This is a genomic window from Desulfoplanes formicivorans, from assembly GCF_001748225.1.
Classification (GTDB): Bacteria; Desulfobacterota; Desulfovibrionia; order Desulfovibrionales; family Desulfomicrobiaceae; genus Desulfoplanes; species Desulfoplanes formicivorans.
Map to the genome: position 1 here is coordinate 88,901 of NZ_BDFE01000020.1, position 24,976 is coordinate 113,876.

The following is a 24,976-nucleotide window of genomic DNA, read 5'->3' on the forward strand; positions in this document are numbered from 1 at the left end:
TGTGTACATGATACAAAGGCCTGACAATCCTTGCTGGTTTGTCCGGCCATGTGCCGAACCATGGTCATTTTTATGATCTTAAATGGCATAAGAAAATGTTTTGTGTCAACTTTTTTTATGAAAAAAACAAGTAAAGTCGATATGTTATATCAAGCATACATAATGTCTTTTCTGGCAGAAAACTCTGGATAATATGTTTGAAATGATTTACATAATAGATTCTTTCTGCCTGAACCCACAACAGGTTGAGCCGGAGTTTGTTCCTGACCGACAATGCAGATGAAAATGGGAGCTTTTCCCAGCATGCAATGTCTTTGAACAGATTCGGGTTGGGGAAATCCAGACAGGCCAATACCGGGAGGTATCCGCGGCCCATTGGGTTGGATCAAATACTTTTGCACCCAATGTTTTAACTACTTAAAAAGATAATTTAAATCGTTTTTTGTCAGTGCATGAAAAGGGGAAATCCGAGATTGTCTCGGGAACATGCAAGGAGGGGCGGAACAGTGGGCGCGCATTCTCATTCAGACTCTTTTTCGTATCGTCCCATCGGGAAGTACGATTTTGAGGAATTCATAGACATGGCCATCAGATTCCATAATTACCCGGCCCCGGGTTTGCTGGTGGGCGGCTACATGGTGGAAGAGGCAAAACGGCAGATTCCCCGGGGAGTTCTCTACGAGGCCATCGCAGAAACCGGTTGGTGTCTGCCCGATGCTGTACAGATGCTTACTCCGTGCACCATTGGTAATGGTTGGCTGCGCGTCGTCCACCATGGGGTCTATGGCCTTGTTTTGTATGACAAGTTCACGGGAGAAGGGATCAGGGTGTGGCTCGATATTGCCAAATTTCCCAAGGATTCCGAAATCAGAACCTGGTATCTGAAACTCAGGCCCAAAATAGAACAGGATTCCGACAGGCTGCGCCATGAAATAGGCATGCTGGGTTCTGACATCCTGTCATCAGGCCCGGTGAAGGTTAGAAAGCAACATTTGGGAAAGCGCAGCAAGGGAAGAATTGTCATCTGTCCCGGTTGCGGCGAAGCTTATCCCGCCAAGGATGGTAATGTTTGCAAGATCTGCCAGGGAAATACCTTGTATGAACCCATGCCCGGCATGCCCAAGGGTGGGTTCCTGACAGGCTCCCATCCGGAAGCCTGATACAGCCTGCAAGGCCCCTTTGACCAAAAAAACCGTGCCCGGAAAAATCCGCGCACGGTTTTTGTTTGAAAAACTTTTTGCCCTGTGATTTTGGGTGATCCGGGATCCACCTAAAAAACTCTGTTTGTGGCACATATATCCTTGGCGTTCCCAACAAGACTCCTCAGGCTTTTTTCTCCAACAAGGAGGTGCCCTCTGGAGTTCAAACGGAGAATCGAAAGCCCCCATTGCATACTCTTTGCTTGCTGTTGTTTCTGTCTGGGGATAATTGTTCAATAAAGCGCAGTGGTTCGCGTGACACAAGCAGAGACCCGAGGTTTTCATGAAAATAGCTGTTCCAAGTACCCGGCCTGATCTGACGGGGGCGGTGGCTTCAAAGATTGGTACTGCCCGTTATCTTCTGGTGATCGAGACCGACGACATGTCGTTTGAAGTCTTGGACGGACCTCAACATGATTCCGGTCCCGGGGCCGGAATCACGGCCATTTCCCTGGTGGTGAATCGGAGTGCTCGGGTTATTCTGGTGGGGCACGTTGCCCCGCATATTGTTGATGCCCTGAAAAAACAGGGGATTCAGGTTGTCACGCAGATTACGGGAAACGTGGCCGAAGCTGTAAACAAGTATCTGGGTGCTTGTCTGGTACAGCATGAACCAGGAGAGCATGATGGTGTGGGGGTGGAACCTGCGGTCCGGGATACCTCCTCTTCAAAAAAATCCCTATGGGCCCATGCCCTGAAAAAAGGGGGACGCCAGTTTTATGCCCTGCTGCCAAGGCTTGTGGGAGTGATCCTTGTTCTTGGGCTGGTGCGCGGATGCGTGTCCGAGGAAGTCCTTTTTTCCCTGTTTCCGGGCAAGGTGGTTCTGGATTCCCTGTGGGGAGCTTTTTTGGGCAGTGTCCTGGCAGGCAATGCTGTCAACAGTTACGTCATTGCCAAGGGGCTTCTTGGTGCGGGAGTGGGTCTGTCTGCTGTCACGGCCATGATGCTTGCCTGGGTGGGGGTCGGGGTTATCCAGTTGCCTGCGGAATCTGCGGCCATGGGAATGCGTTTTGCCGTGGTGCGCAATTTTGCAGGATTTGTCATGGCTGTTGTTTTGTCCTTTGCGGTCATTTTCTGGCCGGGAGGAGGGATATGAAGCCGTCCCAAAAGGCAACACCCTCTTTGAAACCATGGTTGCGGTGTGTTCGCCCCTGGGTGTTTCCCCTCGGGGTGGCCGGCATCTACGGCCTTGGTTTTTTTGTTGCACCGGAAAAGGTCATTGCCTCGGCAAGGCTGTGCATATCCATGGGCAAACACCTGGCAGGGCCCATCTGTCTGGCCCTTGGGGTCATGGTGGTGTTCAACCGGTTCCTGTCCCCCGCCCTGGTGACCAGGTTTCTGGGACATGGTGCCGGACTGAAGGGGGTCGTCTTTTCATCAATGGCAGGCATCTTGTCCATGGGCCCCATTTATGCCTGGTATCCCCTGTTCAACAATCTCAGGGACAAGGGAGCATCGGTCTTTCATGTGGCCAATTTCATGGGGTGCCGGGCCGTCAAACCAGCATTACTGCCGGTGATGGTGGTTTATTTTGGTTGGGGATTCACCCTGTTGTTCATGGGCATGAGTCTTGTGGGCGCCTTATGCGTGGCTTGTGTTGTCCACATGATCTGTTCGGGTGCCACCGGGCAGAGGGAGGAAGGTGTGCAATAAAGGCGTGACTGGCAAAGGAGCTTTTTTTCGGCATCATGTGTTCCTGCCCATGGCTTTGCCGGTGTGCATGATCCCTTCTACCGTATATGTTCCCACGGCAATCCAGATGAGGATAAAGGTGATTAGATAGTTGATGGAAAAGGGCTCCTTGTACACAAAGGCCCCGAGCATAAAGGCCAGGCTGGGGGAGAGGTATTGCAGCATGCCTATTTGGATGAGGCTCAGGCGTCTGGCGCCAAAGGCAAAACCGAGCAGGGGCAGTGAGGTAACCACGCCGGCTCCCATAAGCAGAAAATCCGTTTGAAGGTTCAGGTGGCCGAAAGCTCCTTTGCCAGTAACTGCCAGGAATATGAGATATCCTGCAGCAAACACTCCCAGCAGGGCTGTTTCACAGAAAAGACCGGGCAGGGATTCGGCTTTGACCAGTTTGCGCATGAGCCCGTACAAGCCAAAGCTTATGGCCAGAGTCAGGGCGATGAGAGGGACGTGGCCGAAATGCCAGATGCGGTTGATCACCCCCATGACGGCCAGGGTCAGGGCTGCAATCTGCAAGGGGCGCAGACGTTCCCGGAAGACCGCAAAGGCGAGACATACATTGACCAGGGGGTTGATGAAATATCCCAGGCTGGTTTCCAGTACATGACCGTTATTGACGGCCCAGATATAGATGAACCAGTTTCCTCCAATGAGCAGGCTGGAAAGCAAAAGATGCCATATGGCTTGGGGAGAGGCAAAAACATTTCTGACCTCTTGCCATCGGCCCTGGATCCCGATGATTATGCCGGAAAAAAGCAGGCTCCATACTATGCGATGGCAGAGGACCTCAAAGGCCGGAACATGGTCCAGGGTTTTCCAGTAGATGGGCAAAAGTCCCCAGGCTGCAAAGGCAGCCAGGGCGGCCATGAATCCTGTTGCGGCCGGGGTTTTGGGGCATGGTGGTAACGTCATGTCTGTTTTCTTATCCGGTTTGTTCCGGATGGTTTGTCACGCATGGAATCAAAAAACGTATGAAGGAGTGCACGTGATCGGCTTCAAGGCTGACAGGTTTCCGGAAACCCCTGGTGTCTATCTCATGAAGGATGAGACCGGGAAAATCATTTATGTGGGCAAGGCCAAGAATCTCAGGAAAAGGGTGTCCTCGTATTTCCGACCCAAGGATCAGCTCCCTCTGAAAACCCAGGCCCAGATGAGCAAGGTTGAGGCCATTGATACCCTGCAGACCCGGACGGAAAAAGAGGCCCTGCTCCTTGAGGCCAGCCTCATCAAGAAGCACAGGCCCCGGTACAATATTGTCCTTCGGGATGACAAACAATATTTGCTGTTCAAACTGGACAGGCGGTCCGCATATCCGCGACTGACCATCACCCGGAAAATGGTCCGGGACGGGTCCGTGTATTTCGGTCCTTTCACCTCGGCCCTGGCGGCTCGTCAAACCCTCAAAACTCTCAACCGGGTGTTTGCGCTTCGAAAATGCAATGACCATGTGTTCAGAAACCGGGTTCGGCCCTGTTTGCAGTATGATATGGGTCGCTGCCTGGGACCGTGCGTTCATGAGGTGGCCAGGGATGAGTATGCCGGCATGGTCAGGCAGGTGGAGCTTTTCCTGTCCGGAAAATCCAAGGAACTCCTGAGTGATCTGCGTACAAGGATGCACAAGGCTGCTGATGAACTGGCCTTTGAACGGGCTGCGCAGTTGCGGGATCAGATCCGGGCCATTGAAAAGACGGTGGAGCCCCAGGCGGCCGTGCTTGCGACGGATAAGGATCTGGATGTGTTTGCCGTGACAGGCGGCCACAACGATCTGGTTATTTCCGTGGTTTTTGTCCGGGGTGGCAAGGTTGTGGATGGGAACCAGTTTTACTGGAACAACATGAAGATCAAGGGGGGTGATCAGCAGACCATGCTGGTGTCCTTTTTGGGTCAGTTCTACGGTCCGGAAAAATCCATTCCCGAGAGGATCGTCCTTCCCTTTGCCCTTGACGATCCCGCCCTGGAGGAGGCCCTTTCGGATTTTCGCAAGGGCAGGGTGCATATTGCCAAGGCCTGGGGGCCTGCCGAGCGCCGTCTGGTAACCATGGCCAAGGCCAATGGCGGGGAATTCATGCGCAGAAAACAGCAGACCCGGAAAACCCTTGATCTGGCCCGGGCGCTTAAACTGCCCGGAGAACCACAACGTATCGAGTGCATTGATGCCTCGCATCTGTCGGGCCAGGGGATGCTGGTGGGCATGGTTGTTTTTGAAAACGGCAGACCCGTGAAAAACGATTACCGTATTTATGGATTCCCGGAACTCGAAGGTGCGGGGGATGACTACAAAGCCCTGGCCGGCTTTCTTGTTCGCCGCCTTGAAGCGGGTCCTCCCTGGCCGGATCTTTTGCTGGTTGATGGCGGCAAGGGTCAGTTGCGTATTCTGGAACGTGTTTTTGAGGAGCAGAACCAGCAAGGGCTGTTTCCCATGGCCTCCATTACCAAGGGGGAGACTCGCCGGGCCGGAGAACTTGAAGACCGTATTTTTCTGCCCGGACGCAAGAACCCCCTGCCCCTCAAACCGGGAAGTCCCGAATTGCTCTATCTGCAACAGATCAGGGATAACGCCCATCGCTTTGTCATCTCCAGGCAGCGTCGATCCAGGAAAAAAACAACTCTTGATTCCACTCTGGAATCCCTGCCCGGAATCGGTCCCAAGATGGCCCGTTTGCTGTGGGAACATTTTGGTTCTCTGGAAGCCATGAAAAAGGCCGATGTGGAGGCTATTCAGGTCATCAAGGGAATCGGAAAGAAAAAGGCCTTCATGCTGGCAAATGCCCTTGCAGGTTTGAACCGCCCGTCCGGAAAAACGTGAGCTGGATAAGGGGGATGCGGTTCTCGGGAGGCCTGCCCGGGCGACATGGACGGTTGCCGGTTTCATGTTCGGCAGGATGTACAATGCGTTTTATGGGCGCAAAGTGCGTCTTGGCGAGCGTGGTGTAGGCATTGCCTCATGCTCATGTTGTTGCAATGCATGTATTTGATTGACTTGGAACTGCTCTTGCTTCTCTTGAAGCAGGTAGGAAGAGTGATGTTGATTGCATGTATTGTTGACAAGGTTTGCAGGCTTCACGCCATGATTATCAGGCAGGCCAGGAGGTTACACCCATGAAGATCGCTATCAGCGCGCAGCAGAACAGTTTGACCAGTCCCCTTGATCCCCGGTTTGGCCGGGCCCAGGGGTTTATCATCTACGATACGGAGTTGAACACGCATCAATGGCTGGACAACCAGAACATGGATCTTGCCCAGAGTGCGGGCATTCAGACGGCCCAGATGGTTGTGCAGGCCGGGGCCCAGGCCGTGATCACCGGCCAGGTCGGTCCCAAGGCCCGGGCAGCTCTGGAACAGGGCAGCATCAGAATCGTGAGCACCGGGGCTGCAACCGTTCAGCAGGCCATTGAGGAATTTGTTGGTGGTGGGGCACCGGCACCCACGCAGGGTCAGGATATGCCACAGACCGGTCCAGGCACGGGACGCGGTATGGGACAGGGTGGCGGCATGGGCTCGGGAATGGGCCGAGGCATGGGTCGCGGTATGGGCGGTGGCCGTTGTGGCCAGGGCCGCGGATCCGGCGGCATGGGCCCCGGCGGTGGTCAGGGAAGAGGCCGGAATAGATAAGAGACAGAGACGGTGGAGGTCAAAGGTCGGAAGACACTTCCCCCTCAATGAGTACCGCTGTTTTCAAGGATACACCATGAAAAGGCCGGAACCCGGGATATTGTCCCGGGTTCCGGCCTCTTTATGTACCAGCGTTCAAGCTTGTGAGCCTATCTTTTGCAGCTAGTGATCACAGATGTTTTGTCCGGTCTTCAGGGTGCCGTTCATGAAGGCCGTGGCCAGTTCTTCGGGAGAACCGCCCTGGGCGCCTACAAGAACCTTGACCCCGGCCTCGGTGAACAAACTCTGGGCCCTGGCTCCCATGCCGCCGGTGATGACCAGATCGGCTCCCTGCTCGGCAACCCATTTGGGCAGAACACCGGGCTCATGGGGCGGAGGATTGAGAAATTCGGTCCCGAGAACCTTCTTGGTGGTTTCGTCAACGCTGACCATGGCGAATTGTTCGCAGTGACCGAAATGCATACACAAAAGACCATTGGCAATAGGTATGGCAATTTTCATAGTAGATGCCTCTCCTTGGGGTTTGACAGGTGCTTGGGAATTGGAGGCCGTGGGCGGCTGGGTGCCGTCCTGAAGGCTGCCTGCCATGGCCAGAATGGGTTTGATGATGCGGCCCATGGCCTTGGCGGCTTCGCTTTCGTGGTGAACCTTGACGTAGACGTATCCTTCGTCACCGGCTCGAACAACTTCGGGATCAATGGGGATGCGGCCGAGAAAGTTGACATTCATCTCTCTAGCCAGGTCTTCGCCACCGCCCGGAGGAAAGATGTCCACCACTTCACCACATTTGGGGCAGACAAATCCGCCCATGTTTTCAACGATTCCCAAAATGGGGTTGCCCAGCTGGTGGCAGAAGGTCACGGAACGACGAACATCGTCAACAGCCACACCCTGGGGGGTGGTTACGATGACTGCCTGGGCATCCTTTCCCAGAAGCTGCATGGCAGACATGGGTTCGTCACCGGTTCCCGGAGGGCAGTCAACCACCAGAAAGTCCAGATCGCCCCAGGCCACATCTTCGATGAACTGTCTGATCAGACCCATCTTGACAGGGCCGCGCCAGATGACCGCATCCTTGTCACTGGGGATCATGAACCCGAGGGACATGACCCACAGATTGGGACTCCATTGAATCGGCTCCATGTAATCCTTTTCAACATGGGGATGTTCTCCCTTGAGACTCAGCAGACGAGGCACGCTGGGGCCGTGTACATCCACGTCCAGCAGCCCGACTTTTTTTCCGGCCAGGGACAGGGAAACAGCAATGTTGGTGGCCACGGTGCTTTTGCCAACGCCTCCCTTGCCCGAGAGAACCACCAGTTTATGTTTGATCTTGCTGAGCGTGTTTTTCAGTTTTTCATCTTTGCTCCCGCAATTTTCACAGCTTCCGCCGGCGCAGGATGAACAGTGTTCAGACATGGGTGCCTCCCGTCATGAAACTAGGGTTGATATGCAAAAAAGTGGGTACAAGGCTGTTTCTTCCATTACGGCCGTGTACCTCAATCACTGGTTGTTTTGGCATGCCGGAGCATGGTTTGCCACATGGGAGGGAATAACTGGCCGATTCCCTCGGGATCATATTCCACAATGCTTTGTCTCCGGACCTGAGCCTCGGTGAATGCGGCATCATAGGGCAATGTGCCTAGTAGTGGAATCTTTTTGGTCTGGCAATATGCTTTCATTTTATCCACGAGTTCGTGGTTGATGTCCGCCTTATTGATGAGCACCATGGCCGGGATGTTGAAATGGGTGGTCAGCTGGTAGACCCGTTCCATGTCGTGCACGGCCGAGATGGTGGGCTCGGCAACAATAACCGCCAGGCCTGCATTGCTCAGGGATGCGATGACCGGACAGCCTATCCCGGGGGATCCGTCGATCAGAACCGTGTCAAGCCCCTGCTGGACCGCCATGTCATGGGCTTTGACACGGACAAGGGAAACGAGCTTGCCGGAGTTTTCCTCGCCGATTCCCAGTTCCGCATGGACCATGCTTCCGTAACGGGTTGTTGATTGGTACCATTCTCCGCAATGCCTGGGAACCATGTGGGCGGCCTTTTCCGGACAGACATATTCGCACACCCCGCAACCCTCGCAGTGTTCCTGCACGACCTCAAAGGTATCGGAAATGGCGTGGAACCGGCAATGTTCCTGGCAGATGCCACAGCCGATGCAGGTGTCCGGATCAATGGTGGCCAGTTCTCCGCTCCAGAATGCATGGGTTTTCTGGATTTCGGGATCAAGGATGAGATGAAGGTCGGCCGCGTCCACATCGCAGTCGGCAAGTACTTTTCTGGGTCCGCAACTGGCAAGGGCAGCAACCGTGCTTGTTTTGCCCGTTCCTCCCTTGCCGCTTATGACAACGATCTCTTTCATGACATTCTCCCTTCCGGCATGAGGCGTGTGATCTGGTTCCACAATCCCTGATAGATCTCCCGAAAGTCCGCAATGGCATTGATGAGCAATTCACCCTTGGAGTAGGCGGTTGCGGCTTCCTGGGTGTGGGGAATGGAGGCAAGGAGCGGGATGGACTCCTCTTCAATGTATGTTTCCACACAGTTGTTGCCCATGCCGGCCCGGTTGATAACAACTCCAAAAGGATAGCCAAGCTTGCGCAATAGTCCCACGGCCAGGCGGAGATCATTGAGTCCGAACGGGGTGGGTTCGGTGACCAGAACGACAAAATCCGCGCCCTGCAGGGATTCGATGACCGGGCAGGATGTACCGGGAGGGCAGTCCAGAAGCTGGATGTCGTTATGGGATGCTTCTTCCTTGACCCTGGCAATGAGCGGTGGGGCCATGGCCTCGCCGATACGCAACAATCCGCCATACAGATCAATGCCTTTTCCCTGACCATGGCGGAGTGCGCCTACTTCACGTACCGTGTCGGAAATGGCATCGGCCGGACAGACCAGGTTGCACAGGCCGCAGCTGTGGCAGAGCTCCGGGAAGACCATGATGGCATTGACCATCCAGATCATGGCTTTGAACTTACAGGCCTGAGAGCATTTTTGGCAGGTTTCTCCCAGACATTTGGTTGCGTCGATTTGGGGGACCGGAACATATGCTGTTTGTTCGTCCTGCCATGTGGTGGCGAGGAAAAAATGGGAATTGGGTTCCTCCACATCGCAATCAACCAGGGTCACTTTGTGACCCGTCTGTTGTAACAAGGCGGCGAGATTGACGGAAATGGTGGTTTTCCCTGTTCCGCCCTTCCCGCTGGCAATGGCGATTTTCATGCTGGCTCCTAGAATTTTCGGGTCATGGGTGCCCCGCAACAGGGGCAAGGGATGGATTCGCAAGGTTTCCCCTTCTGGTGGGGTGAGGATGCACCGCATTGTCGGCAAAAGCACAGTGATCCGGGTTCGCTGTCCTCGACATGGGGTGTCGGGGAAGTTGAGGACGTTTGAGGGTCTTTCCGGGTATGAGAAAAAGATGGGGGCATGATGGTTTCCTGATGGTGCATGAGGGGGTTTGTGTCACAAGCAAACAGACCGTGCGGCCTGCACACGGCCTGTTGCCTGGTTGGTGAAACAATGTTTGTGGGTCTGTTCCCAATGAGACGGATTGGGAATCAGTCAAGGTTCTGACGTTGTTTCCTGAGTTGTTCCAATTCCCGGGTCAGCGTGGCGATCCTGTTGTCGAGCGTGGCCGCGTCAAGGGTTTCGTCCATGGGCTGCATGGGTGCGTCAACTCGCCTGCCGGCAGGAGTCAACCGGCTCCATGCCCTGGCCCGGTTGCCACCCCGGCCAAAGCCGGGCCGCATGCCGTATCCTGTGCCCGAACAGCGGCCGAAACCACCGCCTGTCATGGGGCCCTGACCCCTGGGTCCTGTTCCGTCAAATCCTGGCATGATCCATTCCTCCTTGTTGCGTTGTGGTCGTTCCCCTGGTGGCCTCACAAGTAGTGCATCGTGGGCAGCAACACCGTAAGGGGACCAGGAAAAAAGATCGTTGCCGCAAAGTGTTTGCAAAAAAAGTCCAACTTACGCGGGTTGAGCCATGGAAACACGGGAAGCATGGTTTGCTGGCAGCATCCCGGATGGTTCCATGCAATGGTTTGAAAACTTACCAATGCCCCGGCTTGTTGGCATCGGTTGCAGGCGTGAGATCACCTTTCTTGTAGGCCTCAATGGCCTCGCCTACGGTGCCGCTCGTGAACAGGTACATGGTGATGTCGCCCTGCTTGAGGGCAGTAAAGGCCTTGGGGCCGATATTGCCGGTGATGACCGCCTGGGCTCCGGTCTTGGCCACGTTTTGTGCCGTCTGGATACCTGCACCCTGGGCAATGTTCAGGTTCTGGTCGTTGGATGCGTATGCCGTGGATCCGGTTTCCAGATCATAGACCACAAATCCCTTGGCGCGACCGAATCGGGGATCAACCTTGCTGTTCAGAGTCTTTCCCTGGGAACTGATAGCGATTTTCATGCTTCATCCTTCTTCTTGATGGTGGTTGGTAGGTTTGCCCAAAGGGGTTACCTTGTATTGCTGGGCGTGGCCGCATCTTCGGCCTTGGCCCTGACCCCGTCCGCCGTTTCTGCATGTACCCCTGCATCCGGGCATGGTCAGATCGTCAAGGGTATTGCGCTGCCAGGCGGCAAGAACCCCGTCGATTTCCCCGCAGATCCAGGGAATGACTTCAAGCTGGGCGCCCGTGATCAGTCGCAGGGTGCAGCCGGAAATGCCCCCGCAGATAAGGGTGTTCACCCCGCAGGACATGATGGATGCGACCTTGGAAGGGAGGTCAGCGAACGGGAGGGAAATGTGCCCTGCGGGGCAAATATGTTCATCTTCAACATCATAGATGCGAAAGGTTGTGGCGTTGTCAAAAAGAACCGCCAGACGGTTTCCATAGCAGGCCAGACAAAGGCGCATATGAGATCCGGATTCCAGGGTTGAAAAAAGGCATTGGCAAGCGAACTTGATTCTCGTGTTGTCTAATGCATGAACGGTGCCTGATTTTATATATTATTATTTCAATTGGTTGTAAATTTCGCGAAAGATAGTGGGCGAAAAATAAGCCTTTTTGAAGGTGATATGCGCAAAATAAGCCCATTTTGCAGGGGAGGCAAACAGACTGGCTAACCTGAGGGAAATAGGCTAAAGAGCCCCGCGTCAACGGGTTTTCAAGACGGCTTGTCCCATCAGAATGTTGCAGCGCCAATACGGCCAGGGAGGGGAACGTTCATGCCATTACGCCATCATGCAGAAAGAATCAGGATTTATGTCGGGGAAAACGATAAGTACGAAGGCATTCCGGTATATGAGCGGCTTCTTGCAACGGCTCAGTCCCTGGGCATGCCCGGCGGGACGGTAACCCGTGCCATTGCCGGGTTCGGGGTCCGCGGGGTTCGGACCAACAAGATCCTCCGCATTGCCGAAAACATGCCCCTGGTCGTGGAAATGGTTGCCAACAGCGAGCATGTCCGTCCCTTTCTGGAGAGCATCCAACCCATGATTTCCGGGGGGCTGGTAACCCGTGAACCCGTGGAAGTGGTTTTCTATCACCATGAGTCCCTGAAGGATGAGTCAACAACCACAAGCAAGGCGAGCACATCATGACTACCATTGGAACCCCCCTCTCACCCACGGCCACCAAGGTCCTTCTTCTCGGTTCCGGAGAACTGGGCAAGGAAGTGGTCATTGAACTCCAGCGACTCGGTGTGGAGGTCATTGCTGTTGACCGGTATGCAAACGGGCCGGCCATGCAGGTCGCCCATCGTTCCTATACCCTGTCCATGCTGGACGGCACAAGGCTTCGCGAGATCGTGGAGCAGGAAAAGCCGGATTATATCGTCCCGGAGATTGAAGCCATTGCCACGGATACCCTGCAGGAATTGGAGGACGAGGGCTTTACGGTCATTCCCACGGCCCGGGCCACCCGGCTGACCATGAATCGGGAGGGGATCAGACGGTTGGCGGCCGAAGAGCTTGGCATCAAGACGTCACCCTACAGGTTTGCCGCCACCAAAGAGGAATTTGTGCAGGCCGTCGAAGAGATCGGCATCCCCTGCGTGGTCAAGCCCATCATGAGCTCGTCAGGCCACGGCCAATCGGCCGTGCGAAGCGAGGATCAGATAGAGGCTGCCTGGGAGTTGTCCCAGAGTGAGGGCAGGACCGGTGCGGGCGAGGTCATTGTCGAAGGCCTGGTGGATTTTGATTACGAGATTACCTTGCTCACGGTTCGCCATGTGGGCGGAACCTCCTTTTGTCGACCCATTGGTCACCGTCAGGAGAACGGGGATTATCAGGAATCCTGGCAGCCGCAACCCATGTCCCAGAACGCCCTCAGGGAAGCTGAACGTATCGCCCGGACCGTGACCACGGCCCTGGGGGGATACGGCATTTTCGGGGTTGAATTGTTCGTCAAGGGGGATGAGGTCCTGTTCAGCGAGGTTTCTCCCCGGCCTCATGATACCGGCATGGTGACCATGATTTCCCAGGATCTTTCGGAATTCGCCCTGCATGCCCGGGCCATTCTCGGTCTTCCCATTCCGTCGATTGCCTTTCACGGTCCGTCAGCCTCAAGCGTCATCATTGCCCGCGGGGCATCGACTTCCACCACCTACGGGAATCTGAACAAGGCTCTGGAAGAACCCGATACCCAGATTCGTCTTTTTGGCAAACCCGAGGTCAAGGGACACCGCCGCATGGGTGTGGCCCTGGCCCGGAGCACTTCTGTTGAACAGGCCCGCGCAAAGGCCAACAGGGCGTCTTGCGCCGTAACCATTACGTTGTAGGAAACACGGATTATGATTATTGGACCAAAGAACGACCCCAACGATTCGAGCCATCATCTCAAGGACAGGTCGCCCGGGCAAGGGACCGGCCGGAGCGGCCATGCCCGGTTTTTTTGCCTGCGCTGCTACGAGCCCCTTCAAACCGTCAGGACCTGACGCAACGTGGTGTTGCACTGCACGGCGTGCGGTGCTCAATATCAGTTGAGTCAATACGGACGGATGATCGAGGAGGATATGGAAGATTTTCTCGGCGACGTGCCGTGTGACAGGTTGTAGCCAGGGGGCGTGTATCCGGTACGGGTCGATCAGCAGCATGTACAATGGGCAGGAAGGGAACCCCCTTTTTGCCCATTGTTTTTTGTCTCATGGACACGTAAAGATCCTGGTGGACACGAAGAATCTCGCTCAACGGGTGAGCGTGACCGAGCAAGGAGACGGTTTATGGACGATCAGCTTGAAAAACTTCAGACCCAGATTGCCTTTCAGGAAAGAAGCATTGAAAAACTCAATCAGGCCCTGATTTCCCAGCAGTGCCAGATTGACGAGCTGGAGCGACAGATACGTATCCTGGCTGAAAAACTGCTGGAGGTGCGTGCCGTGGATGACAACAATGTGCCTGAGCCACCGCCTCCCCATTATTGAGGGGAATCAAGCCCGTATGCAGAGGTGCCACCCATGAAGCCCATAACCACTTCCCTTTTCGAGCTGTTCAAGATTGGCCCCGGACCTTCCAGTTCCCATACCATCGGCCCCATGAAGGCCGGGTATGATTTCATCACCACGGTTCGGACCCTTCCCGAGGATATTCTTGCCAGGGCCGTGTCCATCAAGGTCCATCTCTACGGGAGCCTGAGCGCCACAGGACGGGGACATGGTACGGATCGGGCCGTGTTGGCCGGTCTTCTGGGAGCCAATCCCAGGACCTGCTCGGCGGAGTTCATGGATGGTCTCGACAGGGACAATACCGATGGATACCGGGTTGCCATCGGATCCAACGAATGTGTCCTTACCTGGGATGACATTGTGTTCGATGCCTTTGAAAGGGATTCCTGCTTCAGCAACACTCTGAGCATTCGGCTCTTCGGGGATGACCAGACCCTCCTTTTTGAGCGGGAATACTATTCCGTTGGGGGCGGATTCATCCAGTGGAAAGGGCAGAAGGAAGAGGTCCGGGGTATGCCTGCGTATCCCTATGCCACCATGGAGGGCCTCAAGAAGATCCTTCGCACGGAAAAACTCCGCTTGCACGAGGTCATCCTGGCCAACGAGAAGGCCCTTACCGGGGCCTCCGAAGGGGAGATCTCGGCAGGGCTCGATCACATCATCACGACCATGGAAGAGGCCGTGGATACGGGGATCGGTTCCGAAGGCATTCTTCCCGGCCCCATCGGGTTGCACCGCAAGGCGCCGGTTTTGTACAGGCGGGCCTGCAAAATGACCCACTCAACCGATCATCTCATGGTCGCATTGAGCGCCTACGCTTTTGGGGCCTCCGAGGAGAACGCAGCCGGTCACCGCATTGTTACGGCGCCCACGGCCGGTTCCAGCGGGGTCATGCCCGCGGTGGTCTATGTCCTCAAAAATCACAGAAACATTGCTCCCCATGCACTGCGCGAAGGGCTCATGGCTGCGGCTGCAGTGGGATTTCTGGCCAGACATAATGCCTCCATTGCCGGGGCGGATGTGGGGTGCCAGGGAGAGATCGGTGTGGCATCGGCCATGGCCGCATCCTTTCTGGCCTATGCCCTGGGGTACCGGTTCCAGGTCACGGAAAACGCGGCCGAGATCGCCCTGGAACATCACCTCGGGCTGACCTGCGATCCGGTATTGGGCTATGTGCAGATCCCCTGCATCGAGCGCAATGCCATGGGTGCGCTCAAGGCATATACCGCGTTTCTGATCGCTTCGGCCGAGATCCCGGGCAATCACAAGGTTGATCTTGACCAGGTCATCCGGGCCATGGCCGAAACCGGCCGTGACATGTGCACCAAATACAAGGAAACATCCCTGGGCGGCCTGGCCCAGAGTGTGGTGCAGTGTTGATGATGGGAGTGCGCAGCAAGGGTACGCGTGAAAGTGGGGGAGCCTGGTGGGAGACGGGCGACCGGGATCCCGCCTCTGCCATCTGAACCCTGAGTGTCAGGTGCCCGCACAGGGCTACGCCTGAACATCTCGCACACCAAAGGCCTTTTTTGCATGGAATTCGGACCGAAATCACCACTCCAACCAATGGATACATGTCTTGGAAGCATTACATCTCAGGGGAAAGAGACATATCCTTTTGCCTCTGCTTGCTCTGACCGGTATTTTCTGGATCAATTTCTTTTCCAGGATCATTCTCAGTCCCCTGATCGTACCGGTTCAGGAGGCCTTTTCCCTGTCCATATCCCGGACGGGATGGCTGTTTCTGGCCACTTCTATCGGCTACAGCGTTGCCCTGTTTTGCTCGGGTTTTGTTTCCTGCCGGCTGACCCATCATAAAACCGTTGTGCTGTCTTTGTTCACCCTGGGCGCGGCCCTGGGAATGACCGGCATGTCCACCTGCGTGTGGGGGATGATGGCCGGACTCTTTCTCATCGGGATCGGCGGAGGACTGTATCTGGGATCAGGAGCGGCCAGCATTACCGAGGTGGTGCCGGTGAAGCATTGGGGCAAGGCCTTTGCCCTGCACGAAACCGCTCCCAGCGTGGCCTTTTTGGCCGCCCCCCTGGTGGTAGAGGGGGTCTTTTTGTTTGGAACCTGGAGAACGGTCTTTTATCTTTTTGCCGGTGTATGTTTTCTCGTGGGGCTTGCCTACCTGAGCATGGGACGTGCAGGCAGGTTTGCCGGTCAAATGCCGAGCCTTGGCAATATCAAGGTTATTGTCAGAAATCCCGCCTTCTGGATCTTGACGGTGGGTTTCGGCCTGTCCATTGCCATGGAAATCGGGGTGTACAACCTGCTTCCCCTGTATCTGGTGCATGATTTCGAATTGGCCCGTGAGAGCGCCAACATGCTTTTGTCCCTGAGTCGGGTTCTGGGGCTGATCATGCTTGTGGGGGCGGGGTGGCTCACGGATCGTCTGGGGGTCAAAGCCGCCCTGATTCTGTTTGTGGGGAGCGCGGGTCTTTCCACCATTGCCCTTGGCTGGGGGCCCCTTGGCTGGGTTGTTGCCATGCTTTTTGTGCAGCCGGTTTTCGTGGTCTGCTTTTTCCCGGCAGGATTCGCAGCCCTTTCAACCATAGCTCCTGCGGGGATGAATGATCTGGCCGTGTCCCTGTGCGTGACCATTGGCGGGATTGCGGGCAGCGGCCTGTTGCCCCTGTGCATGGCCGCCATTGCTGACGGGATCGGGTTCAGCTACGCGTTTTCCCTGCTGGGAGGAGTCATGCTCCTGTGCCTTCCTTTTTTTTTCCGTCTCCGCGTTGCCAGGGAATCGTAGGAACATCCAAAAAAAAGGCGGGCATGAAGCCCGCCTTGAAGATGTGGTGCATGTTTCAGGAGTCTACAACGCCGTCGGGTGGACGGTATCCCGGACCCAGTACATGAGATTGTATTTTTCCTGCAGGGATTTTTGAAGCTGTTTTTCTTCGGACTTGTCCATGTCCGCAATACGGATGTATACGTGCCTGGTGTCAGGCCCCCCCTGTTCATAGGACGTCAGAATGCTGATGATCCTGGCCTTGGAGGCCCGCAGGTCACTCAGAATTTCTTTCAGGGAACCTGGGGTGTTGGGTAGTTTGAAACCCATTTGCAGGGCACCGTGATACACGCCGGTGATATCGATCATGACGTTGAAGATATCCGTTTCCGTGATGATCCCCACAACCTTTTCGTCATCGTCGACCACGGGAAGTCCCTCGACCTTTTTCTCGCGCATGACAACGGCGGCCTTTTCAACCGTGCCTTTTTCGTTCACGCAGAACGGATTTTTGGTCATGATATCCTTGATCTTGATCTCCGACAGCAGGTAGTAGAGCTCATGGACGTCCAGTGTGGTGGCCTTGGAAGGGGAGGCTTCCTTGATGTCCCTGTCGGTGACAATGCCAACCATCTTGCCGTTATCATCCACCACGGGAAGCCTGCGGATGTTTTTTTCCTTGAGTATCTTGGACGCCTTCATCATCGATGTTTCCGGGGTCACGGTGATCACGTCACGGGTCATCCATTCGCTGATCAGCATGGTTGCCTCCTTGGTAAGCTGCTGGTTGATTTCGATGTTCGAGTATATGAGTAGGAATTTTGTATCGTTTGGTGATTACTAGGCCTTTTTTCCGTTTTCGTCAAAACGCTTTCTTCTTTACACCGGATTTTCCCTTGTAGGGATTGCAGTCATTCCAGGGAGTACTTGTGAACACATCATCTTCGCACATGGCCATCATCAAATCGCCGTACCGGAATATCTGGAAACTTTCATGGCCTCAGGTGGTGATGATGTTTTTTCATTTTGCCATCGGGTTTGTGGATGTCTGGGTAGCCGGAAGACTGGGCCGCAACGTGCAGGCCTGCATGGGAATCATCACCCAGGCCCAGTTTTTTTTCCTGGTTGTTGCCATGGCCTTTGCCAACGGGAGTGTGGCGGCCATCAGCCAGTCCGCAGGAGCCGGACTGTTTCGGCGGGTGCAACGCTATGTGGGGTTGGGTCTTGAAGCCGGTGCGGTTCTCGGGATCGTTCTCTTTGTGGGGGGACTTGCGGCACGGCCCCTGCTTTTCGGCGTGCTTCAAATCCCCGCAGGCGTGGAGGATGTGGCCCGGTACTTGTTCAACGTGTATTTGTTCATTCTTCCGGCCTATTATCTGTTCATCATCAGCAACGCCATTTTCAGGGCCAGAAAGCAGGTTATGTGCCCGCTGTATTCCATCATTCTCGTGACCACCGTGAATACGCTGGGAGATCTCGGGTTCGGACTCGGCTATTTTGGCCTGCCCAACCTGGGCTACAAGGGATTGGCCTGGGCCACCTTTGCTTCGGTGCTTATGGGTACGCTTTTCAATCTCCTGGTTCTGGCAAGAACAGGAGCCCTGGCCCGCAAGAGCTTTGCTCCGTGGAAGTGGGTCAGGTGCGCGCTGCCCTATCTGTTCAAGGTGGCCTGGCCAGCCGGACTCATGCAGCTCATTTGGCATTCCGCCTATCTGCTGCTGTTTTCCATCACCGCCTCTCTGCCCAGTGGAGAAGTGGTGGCCCTGGCCGGGATGAGCGCCGGGCTTCGGGTGGAATCCTTGTTTTTTTTGCCCGGGTTTGCTTTCAATTTTACGGCAGCCATTTTGGTCGGTCATTATCTTGGAGCTGGAGAACCCCAGGAAGCCAAGCGTTTCGGGTATCGAATCCTCGGTTTGGGTCTGGTTGTGGTGTCCGTGGTCACGGCCCTGGCCTGGACCTGGCTGGATGATATCGCCCTTTTTGTGGCCCCTGATCCTGCGGTGCACGCCGTGGCTGTGAGCTATCTCTATTATAATCTGGCCGCCTTGCCCTTTGTGGTCGTGTCCATGGTTCTGGGTGGTGCCCTGTCCGGGGCGGGGGCGACCATGTATCAGATGGGGGTCACGGGCACCTCGTCATGGCTCATCCGCCTTCCCCTTGCCTGGTATCTCGGACATGTGTTCTTTGCCGATGCCGAAGGCATCTGGATCGCCATGTTCATCTCCATGGTCATCCAGTCCATGGCCATGCTTGCGGTCTATCAGTTCGCTCCCTGGCAGCGGTTTGCCATGCGGGGTAGTACGCGGAAAAAAACAACAGGAAATCCGGTGCATTGACGCAGACATGATGGTACCGGCCTGGCCATGTATGTGCGGACAGGGGGATGCGATGCTGTTGTCCGGCTGAGGACAGGCACTCCCCGTTGTGATGTGGCTCTCATCAGAAAATCCCGGCAGGATACGTGTCCTGTCGGGATTTTCTGATAGAGCAAAGGTCTGGCGGAACGGATCAGGCCGATGCCTGCTTCTCCGTTTCCGGGCGTCCCTTGTGGATGTGTCGCGCCAGGTAAATGAACGGGGTGTCCAGAATGCCCATGATGGTTTTCATCAGATAGGTGGACAGGACAATCTGTACCCAGACGGATGTTTCAAAGACTCCCCAGAAGGCAATGGTGCAAAAGACCAGGGTATCCAATGCCTGGCTGATCAAGGTGGATCCGTTGTTCCTGATCCACAGGTATTTGCCGCGGGTCCATGACTTGAGCAGGTGGAAGGCCCACACATCATGCCATTGGGAAACCAGATAGGCCAGCATGCTGCCCAGGGCGATGCGGGGCATGAACCCGAAGATGGCCTGCAGGTGGGGCTGGGCAAAGTCGTTGGCCGCCGGCGTGAAGTACAGGGCAATGTGCATGTACACGGTTACCAGGATCAGCGCTGTGAATCCCAGCAGGACTCCTTGTTGGGCAGCCTTTTTGCCGTAAAATTCGCCCAGGATGTCGGTGGACAGAAAGACACTGGCGTACAGGACATTGCCAAGGGTGGTGGTGATACCGAACAGCTGGACAGTCTTGATGACCTGGATGTTGCATGTCAGCAGGCTGAAGACGATCATGGCCAGAAGACCTGCCCGACCAAAGAAGCGGAAAACGGCAAGGACCGCCGCAAGGTCCAGCAGGGCAAATCCGGTCCACAGGATTTCATTACCGATCATGCCAGGAGTACTCTCTTGGTTGCATGATGTGCCTGCAGGTATGCCTTGGGCAGAGACACATCGTATGGGTTGAAAAACAATACCTCTCCAGGCTACCTGCAGCAGGAGAGGGACTCAATTCATGGCTCGCCAGCCAGAAAACAAGGGGGCGGGCAGGGGCAGGGAATGGTTGGCAAGGGACAGACCACGGCAAGGATCGAGAGATCGTGCCGGAAAAGGGACCATGTGGTCATTGGCAAAGAGGGGGATCCTGCCGTTCCCGGTGACGCCCCACGATTACCCCAAGGTCCCTTGGCTTGGCAACCGGTTACCCCCGGGTTTTCCCGCGGAGGTGTCTTGGGACAACCCCTGGAAGGTATTACCAGTCTGTACGATAGGGTGCTGTGCCCAGGTGGTCCTGGTCGATGTTCCTGGCCGTTTTTCCCGTTTACATCTTCCGGACAAAGGGTTTACGAGCATTGTGGCTTGGAGTTCGTGTCCCAGGACAGGGCATGAACGGGCGAGCAATGCGATGTTGCGAATTCCGGGAACAAGTGGGCTTTCTTGCGTGTTTCCGCATCGTTGAAACAATGGGGATGTTTGTCATGATCAAGAAACAGGCATTGGAACGCTGGTCCGTTCAGGATGCTGCGGATCTGTACAATATCCAGAGCTGGGGGATCGGATACTTTGATATCTCTCCCAAGGGGAACGTGGTGGTGACCCCTTTTCCCAACAATCGGGACGTGGCCGTGGATCTGACCGAGGTCATTGCCGGTATCCGGGATCGGGGATATGAAATGCCCGTGCTCCTGCGTATCGAAAACATTCTTGATTCCCAGATACGCACCATGCACGAAACGTTCAGGGCCAAAATGAAGGAGTTCGAGTACAAGGGCGCCTTCAGGGGAGTCTTTCCCATCAAGGTCAACCAGCAGCAGCAGGTAGTGGAGGAAATAGCCCGGTTTGGGGAACAGTACCATCACGGGCTTGAGGCCGGAAGCAAGGCCGAGCTCATTGCGGCCCTGTCGCTTCTCAGGGATCGTGAGGCCTGTTTGATCTGCAACGGTTACAAGGATGAGGAATTCGTGGATCTCGGGCTGTACGCCACCAAGATGGGGGTCAAATGTTTCTTTGTTCTGGAGATGCCCAGCGAACTGTCGCTGGTCCTTGAACGATCCAGGGTTTTGGGCATTCAGCCCCTCATTGGCGTGCGCATCAAGCTCTCCACCCAGGCCGGGGGGCATTGGACGGATTCCGGTGGGGACCGCTCCATTTTCGGACTTTCGGCAACCCAGGTGGTCGAGGTTGTGGATACCCTCAAGGAGCACAACATGCTCCATTGCCTCCAGTTGCTGCATTATCATCTTGGCTCCCAGATCCCCAATATCCGGGATCTCAGGTTTGCCGTACTCGAGGCCTGCCGGGTTTATGCCGGTCTGGTGACCGAGGGCGCGCCCATGGGCTATCTGGATCTTGGGGGGGGGCTGGCCGTGGACTATGACGGATCGCACACCAATTACACCAACAGCCGCAACTATACCCTTGACGAGTACTGCGCGGACATCATCGATACCATCATGACCACACTGGATGATGACGCCATCGCCCATCCCGTGATCATTACCGAATCGGGCCGGGCCACGGTGGCCTATTATTCCATCCTGCTGTTCAATGTTCTGGATGTCAGCCGTTTTGAAGCCCCTGAACTCCCGGATGGGCCGGACAAAGATGATCCCGAGATCATTGCCAATCTGTTCGAAGTCCGGGATGTGCTGTCCCTGAAGAATCTCCAGGAATGCTACAACGACGCCATGTATTATCGCGACGAGGCCAGACAGTTGTTCAAGCACGGGCAGCTTACTCTCCGGCAGCGGTCTCTGGCGGAGAAGATCTTCTGGCACATCATTCTGCGTGTGGCCAGAGAGCTCAAGAACCTGAAGTTCGTGCCCAAGGATCTCAAACACCTTCCCGAGGCCCTGGCTGATATTTATTATTGCAATTTCAGTGTATTTCAGTCCCTCCCCGATGCCTGGGCCATTGATCATCTTTTTCCCATCATGCCCATTCATCGACTGGACGAAATGCCCGTGAAACAGGCCACCCTGGCGGATATCACCTGTGACTGCGACGGCAAGATCGACCGGTTCATCGATATCCACGGGGTTAAGCGAACCCTGCCCCTGCATGAGCTTCGAGATGACGAGGAGTACTATCTGGGCGCTTTTTTGGTGGGTGCCTATCAGGAAACCCTGGGCGACCTGCACAATCTGCTGGGAGATACCAACGTGGTCAGTATCCGCATTTCCGAAGACGGGGACTTTTCCTTTGTTCGAGAAGTGGACGGGGATTCGGTGGCCGACGTGCTTTCCTATGTTGAGTACGTGCCCAAGAACATGCTCGAGGATTTCCGCAAAATGGCTGAACAGGCCGTGCGGGACAAACGCATCACCCCCCAGGAGCGGGGCCGTATCGTCAGTGCCTATGCGGACGGATTGCGTGGATATACGTATTTTGAAAGATAAACCAGAGCAGCAAGACCGGTCCCGGCACCTTTGAGGGAAATACACAAGCGAGCCCCTGATGTGCATGCGTATATCAGGGGCTCGCTTGTACCTGGGCCGTGCCATTGATGTGGGCTGTACCGTAATGGTCTTCCACGGCCTGCAGGTTCGGGTTCAGCAGACCAGACCAAGAGCCAAAAGCAGACTGAAGATTAGGGAGAGTTTGGCGGTTTGGGCCAGGGTCTGGTTCAGGGGAGTGCCTGTCAGCGAATTCATCTGCCGGATACAGGAAAGGGCCAGGGGCAGGGAGAGCAGGGGGAGCAGCGCCGCCCACACGGAAATCTGGCGCACTGCTGCCAGGATAATGGGTGTCGCATAGGTCAGACCCAGGAGAAGCATGAATTGGATCCGGGTCAGGGAGGGGCCGATGATCACGGCCAGGGAGCGTTTGCCTACAGCCGCGTCGGTTTTTATGTCCCGGTAGTTGTTGACCACCAGAATGGCCGTGATCACGAACCCCACGGGAACAGCAAGAAGGACTACCGTCCAGGTCAGGGTCAGGGCCTGGACGTAATAGGTACCGCATACGGCCACGAGGCCGAAAAAGACAAACACGAAGAAATCGGCCAGGCCGTGGGAGGCCATGGGAAAGGGCCCGCCGCTGTAGGTCAAAGCGCCCAGGATGGAGGCCACAGCAATCCAGAAGATGGGCCATCCTCCCACATGCATGAGATACAGGGCGATGAGCCCTGCCAGACCAAGGACAAGAATCATGGCCTTTTTCACGGTTCCGGGTTCCATGAGACCGCTTTGGGTAACCCTGACCGGGCCGAGCCGGTCGTTTTGGTCAATACCCTTGATGCCATCGAAATAGTCGTTGGCCAGGTTGACCGCGATTTGGAGCAGGAGACAGCCAAGCAGGGCCGCCAGAGCGGGAATCAGAGAGAAGGCGTGATCGGCAAAGGCCACTGCCGTCCCCACGATGACCGGGCCGCCTGCTGCCGGCAGGGTTTTGGGACGGATGGCCAGTATCCAGGTTTTGAGGGTGATGTCAGACATTGATGCATCCTTGTTGTCATGAGTTATGGTGATTGTCATATCCTGCCGTTTGCCCGCCTATCCCTGCCGACCAGCGATTCCTCTCTTTTCCCCGGCCATGTCTGCAGCTATGCTGCCCAGCTTTGCGATGCCTTCCTGCATGGCCGCATTCCAGATCCCGTCACAGCTGAGCCGGATGAACGAATTGTAATTCTCCTGGGTGGAAAAGATGGTCCCCGGGGCGATGCCGATGCCTGCCTTTTTGGCCCGGAAGAAGTAATCCACAGCATCGATGTCCCCGGGCAGCTCGACCCAGAGTACGGCGCCTCCTGTGGGGCGTGTGGCACGGGTCCCTTGGGGAAAGTGTTCCGTGATGGCCATCTGCAATGTTTTCATCTGTTTGGCAATCGCCTGCCTGAGCCGTCGCAGATGGCGGTCGTACTGCCCTGATTCCAGATAGGCGGCCACGACCATCTGGGTGGGGGTGGCCGAGCACACGCTGGACGTGGCCTTGATTTCCAGTGCCTGATCGTAGCGTTTTCCCGGTATCATCCATCCCACCCGGTACCCCGGAGCGAGGGTTTTGGAAAAGGAGGAGCAGTAGATCACGTTCCCGGTATGGTCATGCTGTTTGTATGTTCCCGGTCGGGTATCCTCGAAATGCAACTCGCCCGAGACATCGTCCTCAATGAGGGGGATCGACCGTTCCTCGAAAAGGTGGGCAATGGCTTTTTTGGCCGGTTCAGGAGTCAGACTGCCGTCGGGGTTGTTGAAGTTGGAGGACAGAATGCCGGCTTTGATGTCAAAGGTGTCCAGGGCTGTTGCAATATCCTCGGGATCAACACCAGTTCTGGGGTCCGATCCTATTTCAATGGCTCGCAGTCCGCAATTCTCCAGAAGCTGAAGAAAACAGAAATAGGTGGGAGACTGGACAAGGACGGTGTCTCCCGGTCGGGTAACGGTGCGCAGACTGATGTTCAGGGCCTCCATGGCCCCGAAGGTGACCAAGATATCCTGAGGCAGGACGGATATGCCCGCGTCAATGGACCTGAAGCAGATCTGGCGGCGGAGTCTCAAATCTCCTTCACAGGGCGCATAGCTCAGGGACGTGCCATCATCCCGTGCAACAACCTGGCGCATGAATTTCGAAAGGGCCTTGTGCGGGAGAAGCTCCTTGGCCGGAGAAATAATGGCAAAAGGCACAAGGGATGTGTCTCCCACCGCCTCGAGCACAGTCCTTATGAGTTGGTTCCTGTTCACTGTTGTGGGTTCGAGGGCCGGTCGCGGATTGCCCGCAAAGGGAGGAAGTTTGCGTGTCCTGTGGGCTACGAAAAAACCCGATCTGGGCCTGGCCGTGATCACTCCCTGTTCCTCGAGCCTCACATAGGCCTGGGAGACCGTGGAGATGCTCACTTGCATGTGCGTGCTCAGGGAGCGCAGAGACGGAAGTCGGTCACCCGGAGTAAGGGTTCCCGAGGTTATGAGTCCCTGGATGTGCTCCTCCACGTCCTGATAACGAAATTGGGAAGAAGATGGCTCGTTCATGGCGGTTTTATCTGTTATGGTCGGTTTTGGGAGAATCTGTATCTGTACTGCAAACAGATTAT

General features: G+C 55.6%; 25 protein-coding genes. 14 read left to right on the forward strand and 11 right to left on the reverse strand.

Translation table 11 applies throughout. From position 1 onward, the window contains the following. Positions 1-581: 581 nt before the first annotated feature. The 3 genes from DPF_RS11890 to DPF_RS11900 all read left to right on the forward strand — a co-directional run bounded on the left by DPF_RS11890 (position 582) and on the right by DPF_RS11900 (position 2,852). The gene (locus tag DPF_RS11890; RefSeq protein WP_069860152.1) at positions 582-1,160 is read left to right on the forward strand and encodes an FmdE family protein; all 579 of its coding nucleotides are present in this window, start codon (positions 582-584) and stop codon (positions 1,158-1,160) included. A 322-nt stretch (positions 1,161-1,482) separates the two neighbouring features. Then, positions 1,483-2,295 (forward strand): NifB/NifX family molybdenum-iron cluster-binding protein, encoded by an 813-nt coding sequence (locus tag DPF_RS13810; protein ID WP_083254692.1) that lies wholly within the window; start codon positions 1,483-1,485, stop codon positions 2,293-2,295. Further along, positions 2,292-2,852, forward strand: a complete 561-nt coding sequence (locus tag DPF_RS11900; protein WP_069859901.1) for a hypothetical protein — start codon at positions 2,292-2,294, stop codon at positions 2,850-2,852. The genes DPF_RS13810 and DPF_RS11900 overlap by 4 nt, the downstream gene beginning before the upstream one ends. A 33-nt stretch (positions 2,853-2,885) precedes the next feature. Here the strand turns inward: DPF_RS11900 and rarD are convergent, their stop codons facing one another. Beyond that, on the reverse strand, positions 2,886-3,800 hold the full coding sequence (gene rarD / locus DPF_RS11905) for an EamA family transporter RarD (protein WP_069859902.1): 915 nt from the start codon (positions 3,798-3,800) through the stop codon (positions 2,886-2,888). 73 nt (positions 3,801-3,873) lie between these two features. Here rarD and uvrC point away from each other — a divergent pair, with 73 nt between their 5' ends. Both uvrC and DPF_RS11915 read left to right on the forward strand, forming a co-directional pair. Then, positions 3,874-5,694 (forward strand): excinuclease ABC subunit UvrC, encoded by a 1,821-nt coding sequence (gene uvrC, locus DPF_RS11910; RefSeq protein ID WP_269433417.1) that lies wholly within the window; start codon positions 3,874-3,876, stop codon positions 5,692-5,694. 293 nt (positions 5,695-5,987) lie between these two features. Next, positions 5,988-6,500 carry a NifB/NifX family molybdenum-iron cluster-binding protein gene (locus tag DPF_RS11915; RefSeq protein WP_069859903.1) on the forward strand — a complete coding sequence of 171 codons (513 nt, stop codon included), beginning with the start codon at positions 5,988-5,990 and terminating at the stop codon, positions 6,498-6,500. A gap of 162 nt (positions 6,501-6,662) precedes the next feature. Here the strand turns inward: DPF_RS11915 and DPF_RS11920 are convergent, their stop codons facing one another. The 6 genes from DPF_RS11920 to DPF_RS11945 form a co-directional block, all read right to left on the reverse strand. Further along, positions 6,663-7,919 carry an iron-sulfur cluster carrier protein MrpORP gene (locus DPF_RS11920; RefSeq protein ID WP_069859904.1) on the reverse strand — a complete coding sequence of 419 codons (1,257 nt, stop codon included), beginning with the start codon at positions 7,917-7,919 and terminating at the stop codon, positions 6,663-6,665. An 80-nt stretch (positions 7,920-7,999) separates the two neighbouring features. Further along, positions 8,000-8,872: an ATP-binding protein gene (locus DPF_RS11925; protein ID WP_069859905.1), complete on the reverse strand. Its 873-nt coding sequence runs from the start codon at positions 8,870-8,872 to the stop codon at positions 8,000-8,002. Then, positions 8,869-9,735 (reverse strand): ATP-binding protein, encoded by an 867-nt coding sequence (locus DPF_RS11930; protein WP_069859906.1) that lies wholly within the window; start codon positions 9,733-9,735, stop codon positions 8,869-8,871. The genes DPF_RS11925 and DPF_RS11930 overlap by 4 nt, the downstream gene beginning before the upstream one ends. 335 nt (positions 9,736-10,070) lie before the next feature. After that, positions 10,071-10,349, reverse strand: a complete 279-nt coding sequence (locus DPF_RS11935; RefSeq protein ID WP_069859907.1) for a DUF5320 domain-containing protein — start codon at positions 10,347-10,349, stop codon at positions 10,071-10,073. Positions 10,350-10,563: 214 nt separating this feature from the next. Continuing rightward, positions 10,564-10,923, reverse strand: a complete 360-nt coding sequence (locus tag DPF_RS11940) for a NifB/NifX family molybdenum-iron cluster-binding protein (protein WP_069859908.1) — start codon at positions 10,921-10,923, stop codon at positions 10,564-10,566. Positions 10,924-10,926: 3 nt separating this feature from the next. Then, complete coding sequence (locus tag DPF_RS11945) at positions 10,927-11,370, reverse strand: NifB/NifX family molybdenum-iron cluster-binding protein (RefSeq protein ID WP_069859909.1); 444 nt, start codon at positions 11,368-11,370, stop codon at positions 10,927-10,929. Between the two features lie 312 nt (positions 11,371-11,682). Between DPF_RS11945 and DPF_RS11950 the strand changes: the two genes are divergently transcribed. The 7 genes from DPF_RS11950 to DPF_RS11970 all read left to right on the forward strand — a co-directional run bounded on the left by DPF_RS11950 (position 11,683) and on the right by DPF_RS11970 (position 16,656). Beyond that, on the forward strand, positions 11,683-12,057 hold the full coding sequence (locus DPF_RS11950) for a DUF190 domain-containing protein (RefSeq protein WP_069859910.1): 375 nt from the start codon (positions 11,683-11,685) through the stop codon (positions 12,055-12,057). Beyond that, complete coding sequence (purT, locus tag DPF_RS11955) at positions 12,054-13,235, forward strand: formate-dependent phosphoribosylglycinamide formyltransferase (RefSeq protein WP_069859911.1); 1,182 nt, start codon at positions 12,054-12,056, stop codon at positions 13,233-13,235. Before DPF_RS11950 ends, purT begins: the two co-directional genes overlap by 4 nt. A gap of 12 nt (positions 13,236-13,247) precedes the next feature. After that, positions 13,248-13,391 carry a hypothetical protein gene (locus DPF_RS14150; protein ID WP_176724259.1) on the forward strand — a complete coding sequence of 48 codons (144 nt, stop codon included), beginning with the start codon at positions 13,248-13,250 and terminating at the stop codon, positions 13,389-13,391. 9 nt (positions 13,392-13,400) lie between these two features. Beyond that, complete coding sequence (locus DPF_RS14470; RefSeq protein ID WP_369689601.1) at positions 13,401-13,511, forward strand: dual CXXC motif small (seleno)protein; 111 nt, start codon at positions 13,401-13,403, stop codon at positions 13,509-13,511. Between the two features lie 165 nt (positions 13,512-13,676). Then, entirely contained in the window at positions 13,677-13,877 is a 201-nt protein-coding gene (locus DPF_RS11960) for a SlyX family protein (RefSeq protein ID WP_069859912.1), read from the forward strand. Between the two features lie 33 nt (positions 13,878-13,910). Beyond that, on the forward strand, positions 13,911-15,278 hold the full coding sequence (locus DPF_RS11965) for an L-serine ammonia-lyase (protein ID WP_069859913.1): 1,368 nt from the start codon (positions 13,911-13,913) through the stop codon (positions 15,276-15,278). A 199-nt stretch (positions 15,279-15,477) separates the two neighbouring features. After that, a complete protein-coding gene (locus tag DPF_RS11970) occupies positions 15,478-16,656 on the forward strand; it encodes an MFS transporter (RefSeq protein ID WP_069859914.1) in 1,179 nt (392 codons plus the stop codon). A gap of 63 nt (positions 16,657-16,719) precedes the next feature. Here DPF_RS11970 and DPF_RS11975 read toward each other — a convergent pair whose 3' ends face one another. Beyond that, on the reverse strand, positions 16,720-17,397 hold the full coding sequence (locus DPF_RS11975) for a CBS and ACT domain-containing protein (protein WP_069859915.1): 678 nt from the start codon (positions 17,395-17,397) through the stop codon (positions 16,720-16,722). A gap of 167 nt (positions 17,398-17,564) precedes the next feature. Between DPF_RS11975 and DPF_RS11980 the strand changes: the two genes are divergently transcribed. After that, positions 17,565-18,971, forward strand: a complete 1,407-nt coding sequence (locus DPF_RS11980; protein WP_369689596.1) for an MATE family efflux transporter — start codon at positions 17,565-17,567, stop codon at positions 18,969-18,971. 172 nt (positions 18,972-19,143) lie between these two features. On the opposite strand, the gene DPF_RS11985 is transcribed toward DPF_RS11980, so the two are convergent. Next, positions 19,144-19,848, reverse strand: coding sequence for a queuosine precursor transporter (locus DPF_RS11985; protein ID WP_069859917.1), 705 nt, complete (start codon positions 19,846-19,848; stop codon positions 19,144-19,146). Between the two features lie 584 nt (positions 19,849-20,432). Here DPF_RS11985 and speA point away from each other — a divergent pair. Continuing rightward, positions 20,433-22,352, forward strand: a complete 1,920-nt coding sequence (speA, locus tag DPF_RS11990; RefSeq protein WP_069860155.1) for a biosynthetic arginine decarboxylase — start codon at positions 20,433-20,435, stop codon at positions 22,350-22,352. A gap of 153 nt (positions 22,353-22,505) precedes the next feature. Here the strand turns inward: speA and DPF_RS11995 are convergent, their stop codons facing one another. Together DPF_RS11995 and DPF_RS12000 are read right to left on the reverse strand one after the other, a co-directional pair. Continuing rightward, a complete protein-coding gene (locus tag DPF_RS11995) occupies positions 22,506-23,390 on the reverse strand; it encodes a 1,4-dihydroxy-2-naphthoate polyprenyltransferase (RefSeq protein ID WP_083254694.1) in 885 nt (294 codons plus the stop codon). 57 nt (positions 23,391-23,447) lie between these two features. Beyond that, positions 23,448-24,914: an aminotransferase-like domain-containing protein gene (locus DPF_RS12000; RefSeq protein WP_069859919.1), complete on the reverse strand. Its 1,467-nt coding sequence runs from the start codon at positions 24,912-24,914 to the stop codon at positions 23,448-23,450. Positions 24,915-24,976 lie beyond the last annotated feature (62 nt).